Raw genomic sequence first — 17,950 nt, forward strand, 5'->3', positions numbered from 1 at the left:
ACCCGTTGATTATCCGCGTAATTCAGCAATACGAGACTGAACAGCTTCGCGTTTTTCAACATAATCCTGCTCTTTTGCACGCTCTTCTTCTACTACTTTAGCAGGCGCTTTTGCAATAAAGCCTTGGTTGTTTAATTTCTTTTGTACACGTTCTACTTCTTTGTTTAACTTGTCGTATTCTTTTTCTAAACGCGCGATTTCCTCTTCGATATTAATTAAACCTTCAAGAGGTAAAATTAATTCTGCGCCTGTTACAACAGCAGTCATTGCTTTTTCATCTAATGAAACATCTGTTGAAATCACAAGCTCACTTGGATTACAGAAACGTTCTACATACGCACGGTTCTTTTCGAGCTGGCTTTGAATATTTTCATCTTTAGCTTTGATAAATAATTTTACTTGTTTGCTCATCGGCGTGTTCACTTCAGCACGAATGTTACGAACAGCACGGATAATATCTACAAGTAAACGCATATCGTTAGCTGCTTCTTTATCAGAAAGCTCAGGGCGTACTTCCGGCCATTTAGCTACTGTAATTGATTCGCCTTCATGCGGCAAGCTTTGCCAAATTTCTTCGGTAATAAACGGCATGAATGGATGTAAAAGTCGCATTGTGTTATCAAGTACATAAGCTAAAATTGAGCGAGTTGTCTTTTTAGCTGCTTCATCTTCTCCGTAAAGAGGAAGTTTAGCCATTTCAATGTACCAATCGCAGAAATCATCCCAAATAAAGTTATAGAGAATACGTCCAACTTCACCGAATTCATATTTGTCAGCTAATTTTGTTACGTGCTCAATCGTTTCATTTAAGCGCGTTAAAATCCATTTATCAGCAACAGACTTTTCGCCTGATAAATCAAGCTCTTCAAATGTGATGCCGTCCATATTCATTAATGCAAAACGAGAAGCATTCCAAATTTTATTTGCAAAGTTCCACGTCGCTTCGACTTTTTCAAAGCTGAAGCGTAAATCTTGTCCTGGTGAGCTTCCTGTAGATAAGAAGTAGCGAAGAGAATCTGCACCGTATTTCTCGATTACTTCCATTGGATCTACACCGTTACCAAGTGATTTACTCATTTTACGACCTTCAGCATCTCGTACAAGACCGTGAATGAGTACATCGTCAAACGGACGTTTACCCGTAAATTCAAGACCTTGGAAAATCATGCGAGATACCCAGAAGAAAATAATATCGTAGCCCGTTACAAGCACGTTTGTTGGGTAGTAGCGTTTGAAATCAGCTGCATCCACATCAGGCCAGCCCATTGTTGAGAATGGCCATAGCGCTGAACTGAACCATGTGTCTAATACATCTGAATCTTGTTCCCAGTTTTCGATATCTGCTGGAGCCTCATGATCTACGTATACTTCTCCAGTTTCTTTATGATACCAAGCTGGAATGCGGTGTCCCCACCAAAGCTGACGCGAAATACACCAGTCGCGAATATTTTCCATCCAGTGTAAGTATGTCTTTTCAAAACGATCAGGCACAAAGTTTACTTTTTCTTCTTGTTTTTGAAGATCTACTGCTTTATCTGCTAAAGGCTGCATTTTTACAAACCACTGAGTTGATAAATAAGGTTCAACAACGGCGCCGCTTCGTTCACTGTGACCTACTGAATGCATGTGGTCTTCAATGTTGAACAATACACCGTCTTCTTGAAGGTCTTTAACAATTTGCTTACGGCAAGCAAAACGATCCATTCCTTCATATTTACCTGCTTTGTCATTCATCGTACCGTCTTGATTCATCACTAAAATACGCTCTAAATTATGGCGGTTTCCAATTTCAAAATCGTTCGGGTCATGAGCAGGCGTAATTTTCACCGCACCAGAACCGAATTCCATATCTACATAATCATCGCCTACGATTGGAATTTCACGACCTACAATCGGAAGGACAACCTTTTTGCCGATTAAGTGCTTATAGCGATCATCTTCAGGGTGAACAGCTACAGCCGTATCTCCTAGCATTGTTTCAGGACGAGTTGTTGCGATTTCAATATGTCCAGAACCATCTGCCAACGGATAGCGCATATGATAAAACGCACCTTGTACATCTTTGTAAATAACCTCGATGTCTGAAAGAGCTGTTTTCGTAGCTGGATCCCAGTTAATAATATATTCTCCGCGATAGATTAACCCTTTTTTGTAAAGCGTTACGAATACTTCGCGCACTGCTTTAGAAAGGCCTTCATCAAGCGTGAAGCGCTCGCGTGAATAGTCTAAGCCAAGTCCTAGCTTCGACCACTGCTGGCGAATAAAGCTTGCATATTCTTCTTTCCATTTCCACGTTTCGGCTACAAAATTTTCGCGACCTAGATCGTAGCGGCTTTTCCCTTCGCTGCGAAGCTTTTCTTCTACTTTTGCCTGCGTTGCAATCCCCGCATGGTCCATGCCAGGAAGCCATAAAACGTCATAGCCTTGCATGCGCTTCATACGCGTTAAGATGTCTTGTAACGTTGTATCCCAAGCGTGGCCTAAATGCAGCTTACCCGTTACGTTTGGGGGTGGAATTACAATTGTATATGGCTCTTTTTCAGGGTCATTTGTTGCTTCAAAAAACTTCCCGTCTAACCAATACTGATAACGATTTTCTTCAACGGCTTTTGGATCATACTTCGTTGGAAGAGTCACTTCTTTTTCAGACATAATGTATACCTCCATAATATAAAGTTTCAGTCTTTAGAAACTGTGTAAAGCTTTTATAAACATAAAAAAACTCCTTTCCTAATAAAAGGACGAAAGGAGTTGATTTCGCGGTACCACCTTTTTTTATAGACGTATCCCGTTTGATAAGCCTATACACTTCATTTCATAACGGTTGATTAACCGGCTTTTTCTACTGAACTATGCAGCTGTTCAAAAAAGCTACTCATAGGCGACATTCCGAGTGCACATTCTTAAGAAATCTCACAGCAACTGATTTCTCTCTCTGAAAGACGAACATCCCGTACTCTTCCTATTCACTGTATTTATGTATGAATTTCTCTTAATTATACTATATGAAAAAATGTTGAATCGTCAATAATCTTCTCCATTTTTTTATGATTATATTCATAATTTTTTTGTTCTGCTCTTTATTTTTTCATTCGCTCGCTAATTTTGGAAATAAAATGAAGAGCCCACTAAAAAAAATGGCACCATTTCTTTCTTTTTTCATATACTTACTTTAACCTGGGCACGTGGATTGAAAGGGGCATGTACAAATGAAGAAACGAATAAATGTAAATTCGTATCAACTGCAGCGGTGGCTCAAAACAGCAGGAGCAGCTTGTGGACAGTTTATTGTTCCTTTAACAATTTTTCAAGGTATACGTACACTATTTTTTCCTACAACCTTTGATGTACTGTTGTTGGCACTGCTTGCCATACTAGCGGTTGCTTTATATTCCGACTGGATTTAAAAACCCAAGCGCTATTCGTTCGCTTGGGCTTGTGCAGCTGCTTCCGCTGCCATTTTTTTTTGCTGATCTACTTCAAATATTTTAATATTGAGCTGTTCAATGTTTTTCGTCAGCCAGTATGCTCGAATAAATGACTGCATATGTTCAAGCTCTGTTTTACTTTCTTTATGCTGCCTATATTGAACGATACACTGATACAGGGGCTCTGGAAACGCCAAATAACTGTGTAAAAGCAGCCGTTCCTCTTCTCTGAGAGCAAAATGTTTTTCATACGTACTAAACCACTCATAGCTGTCATAAGTCGTTACTGGGTATGTGCGAAGAGTCCGGAAATAAAATGAGACTAAATCATAAATAGGTGAAGCATCTTTTGCATGTTCAAAATTAATAAAAAAACCATTTCCCCGCTCGTCATAGATAAAATGTTTAGCCGATAGCTTTCCATGAGAAGTAACCAGCCGGATCTTTTCCTTTTCTTCCATTTCATCGTTCCACTGATCGAGCTTTCCAAAACCAAATTCAAGCGCTCTTGTCATTTCATAATAAAACGTACAGTAATGCAATTCAAACGGGGACATATAAACTTTCTTCTCACATTCTACTACATACTGCTTCAGCTCTTCCTGACGTTTTTCCCACGTTTCTTTCATCGATGTATAATGATTTTCTATATCTTCTTTTTTCACTTCTACTTCCTGCGCCGAAGCGCCGTGAAGCTTAGCAAGCTCTTGAAATAATTTATGATATCGAATATCACGCTCTTCGGCCGGATTATTTGGGAGCCACGGCATTAAGTAATACGAGCCGCTTTCATCTGAAACAATGGGCTGAGAACGCTTCGTTTGATAAATAGGGACAAATCCCATCCATCCTTTTTGATACACGTTCTGCAGCTTTTGAATGAAGTTTTGATTTCGTTCTTGATGATTCGCCATTTCTTTAAACGCAAACACGCCGGTTTTCGTATAGACTTTTTTTACTTTTCCGTAGTCTTCGATAAAGTCAACATCTAAGTCATATTCTTTTAACAATACTTTATAGTCTGCTACTGTCCGCTGCATCTATATTCTCCTTCCTCGTAAAAAATAAAGAAAACAGTTAAGACATTATATGCGTCAAAACTGTTTTCTTTCCGACTTTAACGAACGGGAATATTTAAGATGCTTCCTTCTTCCAGCTCATATTCATCTTCTAAATTATTTACTCGTAAAATGTTTTGTACATTCGTATTATAGCGGTTTGCTATCGTATCAAGCGAATCTCCGTCTTGAACAATACAAAGCTTCCACGTTGAAAAAGCTTCTTCTTCCCGCGAAAAGAGCTTTGTTAAATAAAGGGCGTTTTCATTTCGGCCGCTTTCATTTTCTTCTTTCCGAAATTCAACAATAATCTTTTCCTTTTCTTGTTCAACTTCTTCTTGCTCAGCCTCTTGTTGAACGTCAGCATACGTATTCAATTCACTAGCTTGCGATTCTTCGAAGCTTTCTTGCTCTTGACGAAGCTGAAACAGTTCAATCACGTTGTCTTCTCTTTCTTCCTCGATTTGGGCTTCTTTTTTCACTTCGACTTCAAATGGTTCATATGCTTCCTCTTCATATTCCACGACCTGCTCAGCACGAGATTCTTTTTTAAATACAGATGAAAAATAACTAGGGGGCTCTTCTGAATGATCTTCTTCAATAGCCTCTGCCTCTAAAAGTGCGGGAGCTTCACGATAGCTTACGTCAAACTCTTGTTCTTCTTGTTCTTCTTGTTCTTCTTGAGCAACGTTTTCAGTATATACCTCTTCAGCATCGTCCACTTCTTCATAGGAGACGATGTGCTGTTCCTCCGAAAACTCTTCCTCTTCCTCTTCTTCTCGTTCTTCATGCTGTTCTCCGTACAATCCTGTGATGGACAAGTCAGCCATTAGCTGCAGCTGATTTGTGCCTGGCAATTCATAATCAAATAAATCAATAGATACATATACGTCTTCAATACTTTGAATACGATTTTTAGGAATGGTAATATCAACAGGAAATTGATGTGATAATTCAGCCGTTCCGTCTTCACGGACAGAGATAGATTGCACTTGATTCTCATTTGTATATTCGCGTAACGAGTGCTCTCCCTCGTACGTTTCGTATTCACCTGTTAATTGTAATGCTCCTCGAATAGACACGTATTGGTCATATTCTTGAATAGATACTTGAGGCTCTAAGGAGATAGACAAAAGTTGTGAGACTTCCTGTCCTTTTTGAAACCATACTGATTCTTCTACGGAAAAACGCAGACATGATAAATTATCCTGCGACAAATTGTTCTCCCCCTTCCAACACCCGCCAGGTAATAGCGCGGTCATTAAAGATGTATGAACAAATAAATTAAAATATGTCTTTAAAACTAAAAAAGCTTACGGAATACTCCGTAAGCTTTGATATAAAAGACAATCTTATTTAGCTGTTTATCCACGCAACTTTGAAAAAGCTTTTTCAGCTGCTGCAATTGTATGTTCAATGTCTGCATCTGTATGAGAAGTTGATAAAAACATTCCTTCGAATTGAGAAGGAGGTAAAAACACGCCTTCATTAGCCATTTCACGATAGTAAGCTGCAAAATAATCTAAATTCGATGTTTTCGCTGTTTCGTAATTTATTACCTGTTCGTTTGTAAAGAAGAAACCGATCATTGAACCAGCTCGGTTTACCGTAAACGGCACATCATATTTTTCAGCTGCTGCCATCAATCCTTCTTCTAAGCGATCTGCTTTACGAATGAACTCATCGTAGGATTGAGGTGTCAGCTGCGTTAACGTCTCGTATCCAGCTGTCATCGCAAGCGGATTACCTGATAATGTACCTGCTTGATAAATCGGGCCGCTTGGTGCAACTCGCTCCATAATTTCAGCTTTACCGCCATAAGCACCTACTGGTAAACCGCCACCGATTACCTTTCCTAAGCAAGTTAAGTCAGGCGTAATGTTGTAGTATCCCTGTGCACAGTTGTACGCTACGCGGAACCCTGTCATTACTTCATCAAAGATGAGCAGTGAGCCATATTCTGATGTGATATCACGAAGCCCTTGTAAGAAACCTGGCTGAGGCGGTACCACACCCATATTTCCTGCTACCGGTTCAACGATTACTCCGGCAATGTCATCTCCGAATTCTTTAAAAGCATATTGTACGCTTTCTAGATCATTGTACGGCACTGTAATCGTGTTTTTAGCGATTCCTTCAGGCACTCCCGGACTATCTGGTAGACCTAACGTTGCAACGCCTGAGCCAGCTTTAATTAGAAGAGAGTCACCGTGTCCATGGTAACAGCCTTCAAATTTTAAAATTTTGTTGCGGCCCGTATAGCCACGTGCTAAACGCAGTGCGCTCATCGTTGCTTCCGTACCTGAACTCACCATACGGACGATTTCGATTGAAGGAACGCGCTTAATCACAACCTTAGCAAGCTCATTTTCAATTAATGTTGGTGCACCAAAGCTTGTACCAGATTCCGTTACTTTTTTTACTGCTTCAACTACTTGATCGTTGGAATGTCCGTGAATTAAAGGTCCCCATGATAAGACGTAGTCAATATATTTGTTGCCGTCAATATCGTAAATCGTAGCGCCTTTTCCTCGTTCCATAAAAATAGGATCCATATCTACTGATTTAAATGCACGAACAGGACTGTTTACTCCACCCGGCATTAATTGCTGCGCTTCTAAAAAAGCTGCTTTTGACTTTTCATAACTTCTCATGTGTAAGCCTCCTTAATTACTTGTCAGATAACCAGCGTGCTGCGTCTTTAGCATGATACGTTACAATTAAATCCGCTCCTGCACGCTTCATGCTAATTAATTTTTCAAGAACAATCTCTTTTTCATTTACCCAGCCGTTTTGAGCTGCCGCTTTAATCATCGAATATTCACCGCTCACATTATAAGCCACTACCGGTAAATTAAACGTATTTTTCACATCGCGCATAATATCTAAATAAGATAGAGCTGGTTTTACAATTAAGAAATCTGCTCCTTCTTCTACATCAGATTCTGCTTCTCGAAGTGCTTCTAAGCGATTGGCTGGGTCCATTTGATATGTTTTACGGTCTCCAAATTGAGGAGAAGAATGCGCTGCATCGCGGAATGGTCCGTAAAAAGCAGACGCATATTTAACAGCATAAGACATCACAGGCACATCTTCAAATCCAGCTTCGTCTAGACCGTGGCGAATAGCTGCCACAAAACCGTCCATCATGTTTGAAGGCGCAATAATATCCGCTCCTGCTTTAGCTTGACTAACCGCTGTACGCGCTAATAAGTCAAGGCTAGGATCGTTTAGGATTTTTCCGTCTTCAATTACACCACAGTGGCCATGATCTGTGTATTGACATAAGCATGTATCTGCGATAACAACAAAGTCTGGAAAATTTTCTTTAATTTGACGAATACCTTTTTGAACAATTCCGTGGTCATGGTATGCCTGTGATCCGACCGCATCTTTTTCAGCGGGAACACCAAATACCATAGCTGACTTGATTCCTAAATCAACTAACTCTTGGATTTCATCATTCAAGTAGTCTAAAGAAATTTGATCCACACCTGGCATTGATTTTACAGCATTTCTTTTTTGTTCACCTTCTACAATAAAAATAGGATATATAAAGTCTTCAGAATGTAAATGTGTTTCACGTACAAGCGCACGCATATTTACAGAATTACGAAGACGACGATGACGTGTAAATTGTAAATCTTTCATGTTAAAATCCTCCTTTATTATTCAAAACAACTAACCAACATGTCTATCATACCATTTATTGTGTATGTGTTAGGAACAAGATGCTTAATTCCATATTCGCTCGCTGTCTGACTCGTAATAGGGCCGATGCAAACAACTTTGGTTCTATTTATAAGCTCAAGCCAATTCGGAATATCTTTAACTGACTCGACAAAAAATCTAACTGTAGAAGAACTTGTAAAAGTAATGGCATCAATTCCTGTTTCTACATGTTGCTTAATCAAGCGTTCAGAGTCTTGATTTCGAATGGTCTGATATACAACTAAATCCGTTACCTCACACTCTTTTAACCCATCTTTTAAAACAGAGCGGGCTAATTGTCCTCGTACAAGGAGAACTCGCTCGTGACGTGACACATTTGCTTTTAACGACTCAAGAAGTGATTCCGCAACGTATTCTTTTGGAACAAGTTGCACATTAACATCATGTTTTTCTAGCAATTTTGCGGTTTTTTCTCCAACCGCAGCCACTTTTAATCTTTTTAAGGCACTCGCACTGATATTTAACTCTTTTAGCCATTCAAAGAAAAAAGAAATGCCGTTTTGACTTGTAAAAACAACCCAATCAAAACAGTCAATCGACAGCAGGACATCTTCCACTTCTTTTTCATTGTTAGAACGTGCGAACGTGAGGACTGGTAAGCTTAAAGGTATGCCTCCAAGCTTTTTAATCTGTGCTGCAAATGAATGAGCCTGCTTCGCTTCTCTTGTAATCAAAACTTTTTTTAAAAAAAGAGGAGCCTCATGACTCATTATTTGTCCAGCTCCTCTTTTACACGGTCAATTAAAAGCTTAGCTCCTTGAGATGTTAAGCGCTCAGCAGCTTCTGAACCGATAGCAACGGGGTCTTTTCCCGTAATTTGCTCTTTGTAAATCGTTTTGCCATCAGGAGACGCGACTAGCGACGTTAACTCAATGTTTCCGCCGTCCAATATACGCCCATAACCCGCAATCGGCACTTGGCATCCGCCTTCCATCTCTTTTAAAAATACGCGTTCAGCTCTCACAGCACGAGCGGTTTCATCATGATTTAGAGCTTGAAGCAGCGATAATAATTCATGGTCATTTTCTCGGCATTCGATAGCTAAAGCTCCTTGTCCTACAGCGGGAACGCTTATTTCCGGCTCTAGGTACTGAGTGACCGTATCTCTCGACCAGCCCATACGAGATAACCCTGCAGCTGCCAAGATAATTGCATCGTAATCTTCATTTTTTAATTTCTCTAGGCGTGTGTCGATATTTCCTCGAATCCATTTAATTTCGATATCTGAACGCATAGATAGAAGCTGTGCCCCTCGACGCAAGCTGCTTGTTCCAATCACAGCACCGCTTGGCAGCTCCTCAAATCGTTCACCATTTTTTGAAATAAGCGCATCACGATGATCTTCTCGTAAAGGAATACATCCAATCGTTAATCCTTCTGGCAAAACAGCTGGCATATCTTTCATACTATGAACGGCCATATCAATTTCTTCATCTAACATGGCTTGTTCAATTTCTTTCACAAAAAGACCTTTACCGCCTACTTTGGACAGCGTTACATTTAAGATTTGGTCCCCTTTTGTAACCATTTCTTTAATTTCAAATTCAAAAGGAAGACCTTGTTTTTTTAACTGTTCAATGACCCACTTGGTCTGTGTTAACGCAAGTTTACTTCGACGAGAGCCGACAATAATTTTTCGCATGTTGTCCTCCTAATTACGAACCCCAAAAGTGAAAATTCGATAAACTGCCAAATAAAAAGAAATTAATAAGTAAGACTAAGAACAATCCAATATTCCACATTGCGATTGCCTTTCCTTGAATACCTCTACGCAGTCTAGCATACAAGTAAGCGCTGTATGCAACAAACATTAAAAATGAACCTAACACTTTTGTATCGTACCAATGAAAATCTACGTATTTAATATAAGCCCATATGATTCCTAAGATTAACGAAAGCAATAACAGCGGTACACCAATTAAAATTAATACATAGGACATGTAATCTAGCTTTGTTAAATCTTCAATTCTTAGCAAGCGCTTGCCCCATTTCTTCTTTTTCAATAAATTATACTGAACAAGATACAGAGCGGAAAAAACAAAAGAGACTGAAAAAGCGCCGTAAGATAAAATAGCCATAGTAATATGAATGATTAATAATTCTGACACAAGGCGCTCCGACTGGACAGCAGTGTATGTTTCAAGTGGAGCAAACGTATGAATAGCCATAATTAAGAAACCAATCACATTTGTAAAAAACACCATAAAATCAACGCGAAACAGGCGATTAATCACAAGTGAAAGAGTAATTAACACCCACGCGTAAAAATACAGCCCTTCAGAAACGGTAAGAATAGGAAACCTTCCCGTCTCAAACATTCGTAAAATTAAAAAGGCTGTTTGCAAAACCCACACAATAGAAAGTAACCAGAAGGCTATCGAGTTTGCCTTCCGGTTATTTTGTACAAAATCAATAAAATATAATAAAACGCTCGCGGCGTATAAAATCACAATCAATTCATAGATTCTGGTTAATTCCATATCAACCATTATTCCATCCTCACTTAAGACTGATAAGCTACTGAATGAGACGTAATCGATGTACGAAGCTGCTCTTCTTTTTCTTTTTGCAAAGCAACTTCCTGTTCAATATTAAAAATCTTCATGAACAGCTCTAAAGAATCTTCAGCATGTTTCTCTCCAGCCAATTCTTTCGCGTGTAAAATTGGATCGCGAAGAAGTTGATTAATTATACTTTTTGTATGTTTATTTAAAACTTTGCGCTCACGCTCAGATAAATCTGGAAGCTTACGATCAATGCTTTTCATCGTTTCAGCTTGAATGGCAAGTGCTTTTTGACGAAGTGCAGAAATAACAGGCACAACGCCTAATGTACCAAGCCAAGACTTGAAAGCAACAATTTCAGCTTCAAGCATAATTTCAATTTCATCCGCAGCTTTTTGACGCTCTTGCAAATTGGATTCTACAATCCCGTTTAAATCGTCGATATCGTATAAAAAGACCGTCTCTAGCTCATCTAGTTCTGGATCTAAGTCACGCGGAACGGCGATGTCTACCATAAACAATGGACGACCTTTACGCGTACGCTCGGCTTCACTCATCATTTGTTTCGTTACTACATAGTCATTAGCTCCTGTTGAACTAATTAAGATATCTGCTTCGCTTAAAGCATGTTGAAGATCAGCAAATGGTTTCGCTTCTCCAGCAAAACGGTTTGCTAGCTCTTGTGCCTTTTCAAATGTTCGATTCACTACCGTTACTTTTTTAGCTCCGCTGCCATATAAATTCTGTACGGCAAGCTGACCCATTTTTCCCGCACCAAGAATCAACACATGTTTGGATGATAAGTCTCCAAAAATCTTTTTAGCAAGCTCTACGGCTGCATAGCTGACAGAAACTGCATTCGCACCAATTTCTGTTTCATGATGAGCTTTTTTGGCTAATGTCACAGCTTGTTTAAACAGCTGATTAAAAACCGTTCCAATTGTTTCTTCTTCTTGAGCAAGCAAAAAGCTTGAACGCACTTGTCCAAGAATTTGTGTTTCACCAATCACCATTGAATCTAATCCACATGCTACTCGGTATAAATGTTCGATGGCTCCATCATTTTCATAGATGGTTAAATAAGGCGAAAACTCTTCTTTATCTATTCCGAACCATTCAGCTAAAAATGCTTTTACATAATAACGGCCCGTGTGTAATTGATCAACAACAGCATAAATTTCCGTACGATTGCATGTTGAAACAATGATGTTTTCCAAAATACTTTTTTGGCCGCTTAACGTTTTCATGGCAGATGCTAGTTCTTGCTCATTAAAACTCAGCTTTTCTCTTATTTCAACAGGGGCTGTTCGAAAGTTTAAGCCGACTGCTATAATATGCATTTGTACATACCCCCTATAATTGAAATGTGCTTATTTATCCGAATTTGACGGGCAGTAACCCCTAAATTTCCAAAGAGCTACAGTGAGATAACTGCCCGTAAAATCCGGCGTTCTTCATTCTACTATTCGTAAAAAACGGCGGACATTACACAAGTGTAAGCTTCGCCTTATCTCTAACTATTATAACATGTTCTATAAGTCATTCGAAAAAAAAATGTGAACAGTCTTTGAAAACATGTGTTAAGATATTAACTGTTATTCCGTAATAAATTGTATCAAAAAAGCAGCGTTTTATCACGTTTTCTGTTTTGAAACACCTGGAGGTTACTATGAAAAAGCAATCAATGTTTTTTGGTGTCTTACTAGTTGGATTTGGAATCTTTTTCTTACTGAATGAACTACATATGAGCATTGCAGCAAAGGTATACACGTGGCCTGTACTGTTAATTTTAATAGGAGCAGCCCTGTTAACTGAGTCTGCTTTATCTCAAGATCATTCAAACTTGCTTGCAAGCTACATATTAATCACTTTAGGTATTCATTTCTATGTAAGTGAACAAATTCCCTTTTGGCCTACGAATATTAGCATGGTCGTTTTTATGGTGGCCATTAGCTTTTTACTTAGTGCTAGAAAAGCCAAATCAGGCTTTTTCCAAGGCGGCACCCTTTTAATTATTGCCATTTTAATGATGTTTTCAGACCGTCTTAAACTATTTTTGCCAAAAGTTGAAGACGGCGTAAATTATTTAACAACCTTCTGGCCTATTTTATTGTTACTAGTTGGGCTATATTTATTATTTTTCAAACGAAAGTAATCTATGTAAACAAGTTAAAAAAATGGAACGTTTGACTCACTTCCTGTTAGAGTGATGATAAACGTTCCATTTTTTTAGATTCTATTCCTTTGTTTAGTGAGTCATGCGATACTGCAAAGATTTCCACGCTTTATCTTTTCCTTCACCTGTTTCAGATGAGAAATGAATTAATTCATCATTTGGATCCAAGTCCAGCGTTTCTCTCACTACTTTTAAGTGCTTTTGCCATTTTCCTTTGGGAATTTTATCAGCTTTCGTTGCAATAACCATAACGGGAAGGTCATGGTGCTTCAAAAACTCATACATCATAACGTCATCCTTTGAAGGGGCATGGCGTAGATCAACAATCATTAACACAGCTTTAAGCTGCTCACGATTTGTTAAATACGTTTCAATCATTTTCCCCCATGCTTCACGCTCTTTTTTAGACACTTTTGCAAATCCGTAGCCAGGTACGTCTACAAAGTGAAGGATTTCATTAATTAAAAAGAAGTTAAGCGTTTGAGTTTTTCCAGGCTTAGACGACGTACGCGCTAAGCTTTTGCGATTGAGCATCTTATTAATAAAAGATGATTTTCCTACATTTGAACGGCCTGCTAACGCAAACTCTGGCAGGTTTTCTTTAGGATATTGTTCAGGGCGTACGGCACTGATAACAATATCGGCTTGAGTTACTTTCATTTTACCTCTCCTACTAGCGCATGTTCCAATACTTGGTCCACATGTGACACAAGAACGATGTCTAATTCCTCTTGTACACTGTCAGGGATATCTTCAATATCACGTTCATTATCATGAGGGATTAATATTTTAGTTAATCCGGCACGATGTGCACTAAGTGACTTTTCTTTTAAACCGCCGATTGGTAATACGCGACCTCTTAGTGTAATTTCTCCTGTCATTCCTACTTCTCTACGCACTGGTTTACCCGTTAGTGCTGATACTAGAGCAGTGGCAATGGTAATTCCTGCAGAAGGTCCATCCTTTGGTACAGCTCCTTCTGGAACATGGATATGAATATCATGTTTTTCATAAAACTTTTCATCAATTCCGAGTTTCTCTGCATTTGAACGCACGTAGCTAAATGCTGCCTGAGCTGATTCTTTCATCACGTCTCCAAGCTTTCCAGTTAGCACTAGTCTTCCTTTACCAGGGGACAAGCTTACTTCAATGGCTAGCGTGTCTCCTCCTACAGTTGTGTAAGCAAGACCTGTAGCAACGCCGACTTGATCTTCCGTCTCAGCCTGTCCGTAACGGAACCTAGGCTTACCAAGGAATTCTTCAAGCGTTTTGGCCGTCACCACCACGCGTTTTTTCTCGCCAGAGACTACGATGCGAGCTGCTTTTCGACAAATGGAAGCAATTTCGCGTTCAAGGTTACGAACACCAGCTTCTCTCGTATATAAACGGATGATTGCTGTTAACGCGTCATCGCGAATCTGCAAATTGCCCTTTTGCAGTCCGTGATTTTCTAGCTGACGCAGCAATAGGTGACGCTTCGCGATTTCAAGCTTTTCCAGCTCCGTGTAACCAGCAATTTGAATAATTTCCATTCGATCACGCAGGGGCCCCGGAATCGTAGCTAAGTTATTAGCTGTAGCCACGAACATCACTTTTGATAAATCATACGTTTCTTCTATATAGTGATCGCTGAAATTATAGTTTTGTTCAGGATCCAATACTTCTAACAAAGCAGAAGACGGGTCTCCTCGGAAATCATTTGACATTTTATCGATTTCATCAAGCAGAAATACCGGATTAATCGTTCCTGCTTTTTTCATTCCTTGAATAATGCGTCCAGGCATAGCTCCCACGTACGTGCGACGATGACCGCGGATTTCTGACTCATCTCTCACGCCGCCTAGAGACACTCGTACAAAATGACGATCTAGAGACGTGGCAATTGAACGGGCTAGGGATGTTTTCCCTACGCCAGGAGGTCCTGCTAAACATAAAATAGGGCCTTTAAGAGATTTTGTCAACTGCTGCACAGCTAGATATTCCAATACGCGTTCCTTCACTTTTTCAAGGCCATAGTGCTCATCGTTCAGCACTTGTTCAGCATTATGAATATTGAGCGTATCTTCCGTTTCATTTGTCCAAGGTAGCGCAATCAACCACTCGATATAATTTCGAATGACTGAGCTTTCAGCGGAGGTAGCAGGAATTTTTTCATAGCGATCCAATTCTTTAAACGCCACTTGTTTGACATGGTCCGTCATCCCACTTGCTTCAATTTTTTCGCGAAGTGTTGCTACTTCTCCCGTCTTTCCTTCTTTGTCTCCAAGCTCTTTTTGAATCGCCTTCATTTGCTCACGAAGATAATACTCTTTCTGAGTGCGTTCCATCGATTTCTTTACACGCTGTCCAATTTTTTTCTCCAGCTGCAAAACTTCTTGCTCGTCTTGAATATGAGAAATGATCGTATTTAATCTTTCCTTCACATCAGTTATTTCTAAAATTTCTTGTTTAAGCTGAATTTTTATTGGTAAATGAGAGGCTACAATATCCGCTAATCTTCCTGGTTCTTCAATGTCGCTTACGGTTGAAAGAGTTTCAACGGACACCTTTTTGGAAAGTTTTATGTATTGTTCGAAATAGTCTAAAAGCGTGCGCATCAGCGCTTTATCTTCTACATCAACCTGATGTTCTTCGTTTTGCTTTTCCACGTGCACAACAAAATATTCTTCGCTGTCTTCAAATTCTGTAACGTTTACGCGATTTAGTCCTTCTACTAAGACACGCATCGTTCCATTCGGCAGCTTTAGCATTTGTTTAATTTTTGCTAACGTACCGGTTCTATATAAATCCTCTTTTGTTGGTTCATCAATACCCATATCTTTTTGTGATACTAAACAAACTAAGTGATCATCCATCATTGCTTTTTCTAATGCTTGCACAGATTTATCTCGCCCAACATCTAAATGAAGCACCATTGTCGGATAGACGATCAAACCTCGTAAAGGCAATAGCGGCATTGTCAATTTTTCTTTTTCTGCCATGCAATGAACACCTCCAATGCTCGTCAATTAAAGTATGTAAAGTGTGAATTCTTTTAACAATTTTATCTCATTTGTATACACATGTCTAACAATAGTAATTACTAATTGTACCATGAGAAAGAATTAAAAGGCAAAATATATCTTTTTAAGCTCTTTTCATAAAAAAACGCCTTTTTCGTTGGCTGTGTATAAAGGTTTTATACGCGAAAAAGGCGATGAATATTCATCTGACCATTAATTTTTAATTATCATGATAGAATTAGCTAGATTCTCTAGTTGAAATAGCTGGATCTACCGACAAATGTGCAACATGCTCATGTACAGACAATAGCGCTTGTTCAAACACCTCCGTTAAATGATGGACAGGAATAATGTCGATACCTTTTACCTTTTCTACCATTGCATTCATATTTTCTTTTGGCACAATCACCGTCTGAACGCCTGCTTGTTTGGCTGCCTTGATTTTTGGAATCACGCCGCCAATTGGCTTTACGTTACCATGCAGACCAATTTCTCCTGTCATTGCTACCGTATGTTTAATTGGCACTTCATAAATCGCTGAGTAGATACCTGTTGCCATAGCAATACCCGCAGAAGGTCCATCAATCGGAACGCCTCCCGGAAAGTTTACATGAATATCATACTCATCGGCAGGAACATCCATTGAGCGAAGAACCGTTATGACATTTTCAATTGAGCTTTTAGCCATACTTTTACGGCGAATAGACTTCCCTTGAGTCCCTATACTTTCCTCTTCAACGATACCCGTAATAATAATGTTCCCTTTCTCTTTTGCAGGAATCGCTTTGACTTCAATTTCTAAAAGTGCTCCAGAGTTGGGCCCGTAAACGGCTAATCCATTAATAAGTCCCACTTTTTCCTCATCTGCAATTTTCGGATCGTGTCTTGGAGATAGTTGACTAGAATGAACAATCCATTCAATATCTTCATTTTTAATATCCGTTCGTTCCTCTGATATCGCTAATCCAGCCGCAATTTGCATCATATTAACCGTTTCACGTCCATTGCGTGCATATGTAGAAAACAGAGATAAACCTTCTTCTGATATATCCATTCTTACTTTATTTGCTGCTTTTTTTGCAACTGTAATAATTTCGTCGCGATCAAGCTCACGGAAAAATACCTCTACGCATCTGGAACGAATGGCAGGCGGAATTTCATTAGGTGTTCTAGTCGTCGCACCAATCAAACGAAAGTCTGCTGGCAACCCATTTTGAAAAATATCGTGAATATGTGTCGGGATTTGTGTGTTTTCTTCGCTGTAATAGGCGCTTTCCATAAACACTTTTCGATCTTCTAGAACCTTTAACAGCTTATTCATCTGAATAGGATGGAGCTCTCCAATTTCATCAATAAATAAAATTCCCCCGTGTGCATCTGTAACCGCTCCTTGTTTTGGCTGCGGAATTCCAGCTTGGCCCATGGCACCTGCTCCTTGGTAAATAGGGTCATGAACTGACCCAATCAAAGGATCAGCAATGCCTCGCTCATCAAAACGCGCCGTAGTTGCATCTAACTCTACAAATACAGCCGATTGTTTAAAAGGTGATTTTTTATTTTTTTTTGCTTCTTCTAACACTAAACGTGCTGCTGCCGTTTTTCCTACTCCAGGCGGCCCGTATACAATCACGTGCTGTGGATTAGGACCGCAAAGGGCAGCCTTTAGTGACCGAATTCCATCCTCTTGTCCGACAATATCGGAGAAGCTAGACGGCCTTACACGTTCGGCAAGCGGCTCAGTTAAAGAGATGGCTCTCATTTTCTGCAATTGCTCCATTTCTTTCTTTGAATCCCGGTCAATTGAGACTTTTTGCGTACGCTGATTGCGTAATAAATTCCAAAAATATAAGCCAATGATGATACCAAAAAAGAGTTGGACCATTAAGGCAATATTCGTCCAGTTCATAGATAAACCTCCTGCGCAGTTTAGTAAGATAATTATCAGTTATTATCTCCCTGCAGCAGTAGGAATAAACAAGATTCTAGTAAAAAGTAAAATTTAGTTGTGCTTCATCACTAGAAAAAAGCCGGGTACTCAAATTGAGTACCC

General features: G+C 39.4%; 14 protein-coding genes and 1 other annotated feature. Of the genes, 2 read left to right on the forward strand and 12 right to left on the reverse strand.

Features of this window, described 5'->3' with window-relative positions; genetic code table 11:
- Positions 1–9: 9 nt before the first annotated feature.
- Entirely contained in the window at positions 10–2,652 is a 2,643-nt protein-coding gene (locus LJC66_RS23740; protein WP_013059353.1) for a valine--tRNA ligase, read from the reverse strand.
- An 82-nt stretch (positions 2,653–2,734) separates the two neighbouring features.
- Positions 2,735–2,979 (reverse strand) — a binding site (T-box leader).
- Positions 2,980–3,209: 230 nt separating this feature from the next.
- Here LJC66_RS23740 and LJC66_RS23745 point away from each other — a divergent pair.
- Entirely contained in the window at positions 3,210–3,407 is a 198-nt protein-coding gene (locus LJC66_RS23745; protein ID WP_013059354.1) for a hypothetical protein, read from the forward strand.
- 11 nt (positions 3,408–3,418) lie between these two features.
- On the opposite strand, the gene ysxE is transcribed toward LJC66_RS23745, so the two are convergent.
- The 8 genes from ysxE to hemA form a co-directional block, all read right to left on the reverse strand.
- Positions 3,419–4,468 (reverse strand): spore coat protein YsxE, encoded by a 1,050-nt coding sequence (ysxE, locus tag LJC66_RS23750; RefSeq protein ID WP_195695857.1) that lies wholly within the window; start codon positions 4,466–4,468, stop codon positions 3,419–3,421.
- Between the two features lie 77 nt (positions 4,469–4,545).
- Complete coding sequence (gene spoVID, locus LJC66_RS23755; protein ID WP_230933650.1) at positions 4,546–5,703, reverse strand: stage VI sporulation protein D; 1,158 nt, start codon at positions 5,701–5,703, stop codon at positions 4,546–4,548.
- Positions 5,704–5,850: 147 nt separating this feature from the next.
- Entirely contained in the window at positions 5,851–7,140 is a 1,290-nt protein-coding gene (hemL, locus tag LJC66_RS23760; RefSeq protein WP_195695855.1) for a glutamate-1-semialdehyde 2,1-aminomutase, read from the reverse strand.
- A 16-nt stretch (positions 7,141–7,156) separates the two neighbouring features.
- A complete protein-coding gene (gene hemB, locus LJC66_RS23765) occupies positions 7,157–8,137 on the reverse strand; it encodes a porphobilinogen synthase (protein WP_050688573.1) in 981 nt (326 codons plus the stop codon).
- 17 nt (positions 8,138–8,154) lie between these two features.
- On the reverse strand, positions 8,155–8,928 hold the full coding sequence (locus LJC66_RS23770; RefSeq protein ID WP_195695854.1) for a uroporphyrinogen-III synthase: 774 nt from the start codon (positions 8,926–8,928) through the stop codon (positions 8,155–8,157).
- Positions 8,928–9,860 (reverse strand): hydroxymethylbilane synthase, encoded by a 933-nt coding sequence (gene hemC / locus LJC66_RS23775; protein ID WP_016765662.1) that lies wholly within the window; start codon positions 9,858–9,860, stop codon positions 8,928–8,930. The genes LJC66_RS23770 and hemC overlap by 1 nt, the downstream gene beginning before the upstream one ends.
- Positions 9,861–9,873: 13 nt before the next feature.
- A complete protein-coding gene (locus LJC66_RS23780; protein WP_025750612.1) occupies positions 9,874–10,707 on the reverse strand; it encodes a cytochrome C assembly family protein in 834 nt (277 codons plus the stop codon).
- 14 nt (positions 10,708–10,721) lie between these two features.
- A complete protein-coding gene (hemA, locus tag LJC66_RS23785; RefSeq protein ID WP_230933651.1) occupies positions 10,722–12,062 on the reverse strand; it encodes a glutamyl-tRNA reductase in 1,341 nt (446 codons plus the stop codon).
- A 329-nt stretch (positions 12,063–12,391) separates the two neighbouring features.
- Between hemA and LJC66_RS23790 the strand changes: the two genes are divergently transcribed.
- On the forward strand, positions 12,392–12,877 hold the full coding sequence (locus LJC66_RS23790; protein ID WP_013059363.1) for a LiaF transmembrane domain-containing protein: 486 nt from the start codon (positions 12,392–12,394) through the stop codon (positions 12,875–12,877).
- 93 nt (positions 12,878–12,970) lie between these two features.
- On the opposite strand, the gene yihA is transcribed toward LJC66_RS23790, so the two are convergent.
- The 3 genes from yihA to lonB all read right to left on the reverse strand — a co-directional run bounded on the left by yihA (position 12,971) and on the right by lonB (position 17,806).
- A complete protein-coding gene (gene yihA, locus LJC66_RS23795; RefSeq protein ID WP_013059364.1) occupies positions 12,971–13,558 on the reverse strand; it encodes a ribosome biogenesis GTP-binding protein YihA/YsxC in 588 nt (195 codons plus the stop codon).
- Positions 13,555–15,879 carry an endopeptidase La gene (lon, locus tag LJC66_RS23800; RefSeq protein ID WP_195695852.1) on the reverse strand — a complete coding sequence of 775 codons (2,325 nt, stop codon included), beginning with the start codon at positions 15,877–15,879 and terminating at the stop codon, positions 13,555–13,557. The genes yihA and lon overlap by 4 nt, the downstream gene beginning before the upstream one ends.
- Before the next feature lie 259 nt (positions 15,880–16,138).
- Positions 16,139–17,806: an ATP-dependent protease LonB gene (gene lonB, locus LJC66_RS23805; protein WP_013085136.1), complete on the reverse strand. Its 1,668-nt coding sequence runs from the start codon at positions 17,804–17,806 to the stop codon at positions 16,139–16,141.
- Positions 17,807–17,950: the final 144 nt, after the last annotated feature.

Source organism: Priestia sp. TSO9 (assembly GCF_021029645.1).
Classification (GTDB): Bacteria; Bacillota; Bacilli; order Bacillales; family Bacillaceae_H; genus Priestia; species Priestia megaterium_E.

Bases quoted from the DNA above. Each gene is read 5' to 3' on its own strand.
- LJC66_RS23740 (WP_013059353.1), bottom strand. From the start codon at position 2,652: ATGTCTGAAAAAGAAGTGACTCTTCCAACGAAGTATGATCCAAAAGCC.
- LJC66_RS23745 (WP_013059354.1), top strand. From the start codon at position 3,210: ATGAAGAAACGAATAAATGTAAATTCGTATCAACTGCAGCGGTGGCTC.
- ysxE (WP_195695857.1), bottom strand. From the start codon at position 4,468: ATGCAGCGGACAGTAGCAGACTATAAAGTATTGTTAAAAGAATATGAC.
- hemL (WP_195695855.1), bottom strand. From the start codon at position 7,140: ATGAGAAGTTATGAAAAGTCAAAAGCAGCTTTTTTAGAAGCGCAGCAA.
- hemB (WP_050688573.1), bottom strand. From the start codon at position 8,137: ATGAAAGATTTACAATTTACACGTCATCGTCGTCTTCGTAATTCTGTA.
- LJC66_RS23770 (WP_195695854.1), bottom strand. From the start codon at position 8,928: ATGAGTCATGAGGCTCCTCTTTTTTTAAAAAAAGTTTTGATTACAAGA.
- hemC (WP_016765662.1), bottom strand. From the start codon at position 9,860: ATGCGAAAAATTATTGTCGGCTCTCGTCGAAGTAAACTTGCGTTAACA.
- LJC66_RS23780 (WP_025750612.1), bottom strand. From the start codon at position 10,707: ATGGTTGATATGGAATTAACCAGAATCTATGAATTGATTGTGATTTTA.
- hemA (WP_230933651.1), bottom strand. From the start codon at position 12,062: ATGCATATTATAGCAGTCGGCTTAAACTTTCGAACAGCCCCTGTTGAA.
- LJC66_RS23790 (WP_013059363.1), top strand. From the start codon at position 12,392: ATGAAAAAGCAATCAATGTTTTTTGGTGTCTTACTAGTTGGATTTGGA.
- yihA (WP_013059364.1), bottom strand. From the start codon at position 13,558: ATGAAAGTAACTCAAGCCGATATTGTTATCAGTGCCGTACGCCCTGAA.
- lon (WP_195695852.1), bottom strand. From the start codon at position 15,879: ATGGCAGAAAAAGAAAAATTGACAATGCCGCTATTGCCTTTACGAGGT.
- lonB (WP_013085136.1), bottom strand. From the start codon at position 17,806: ATGAACTGGACGAATATTGCCTTAATGGTCCAACTCTTTTTTGGTATC.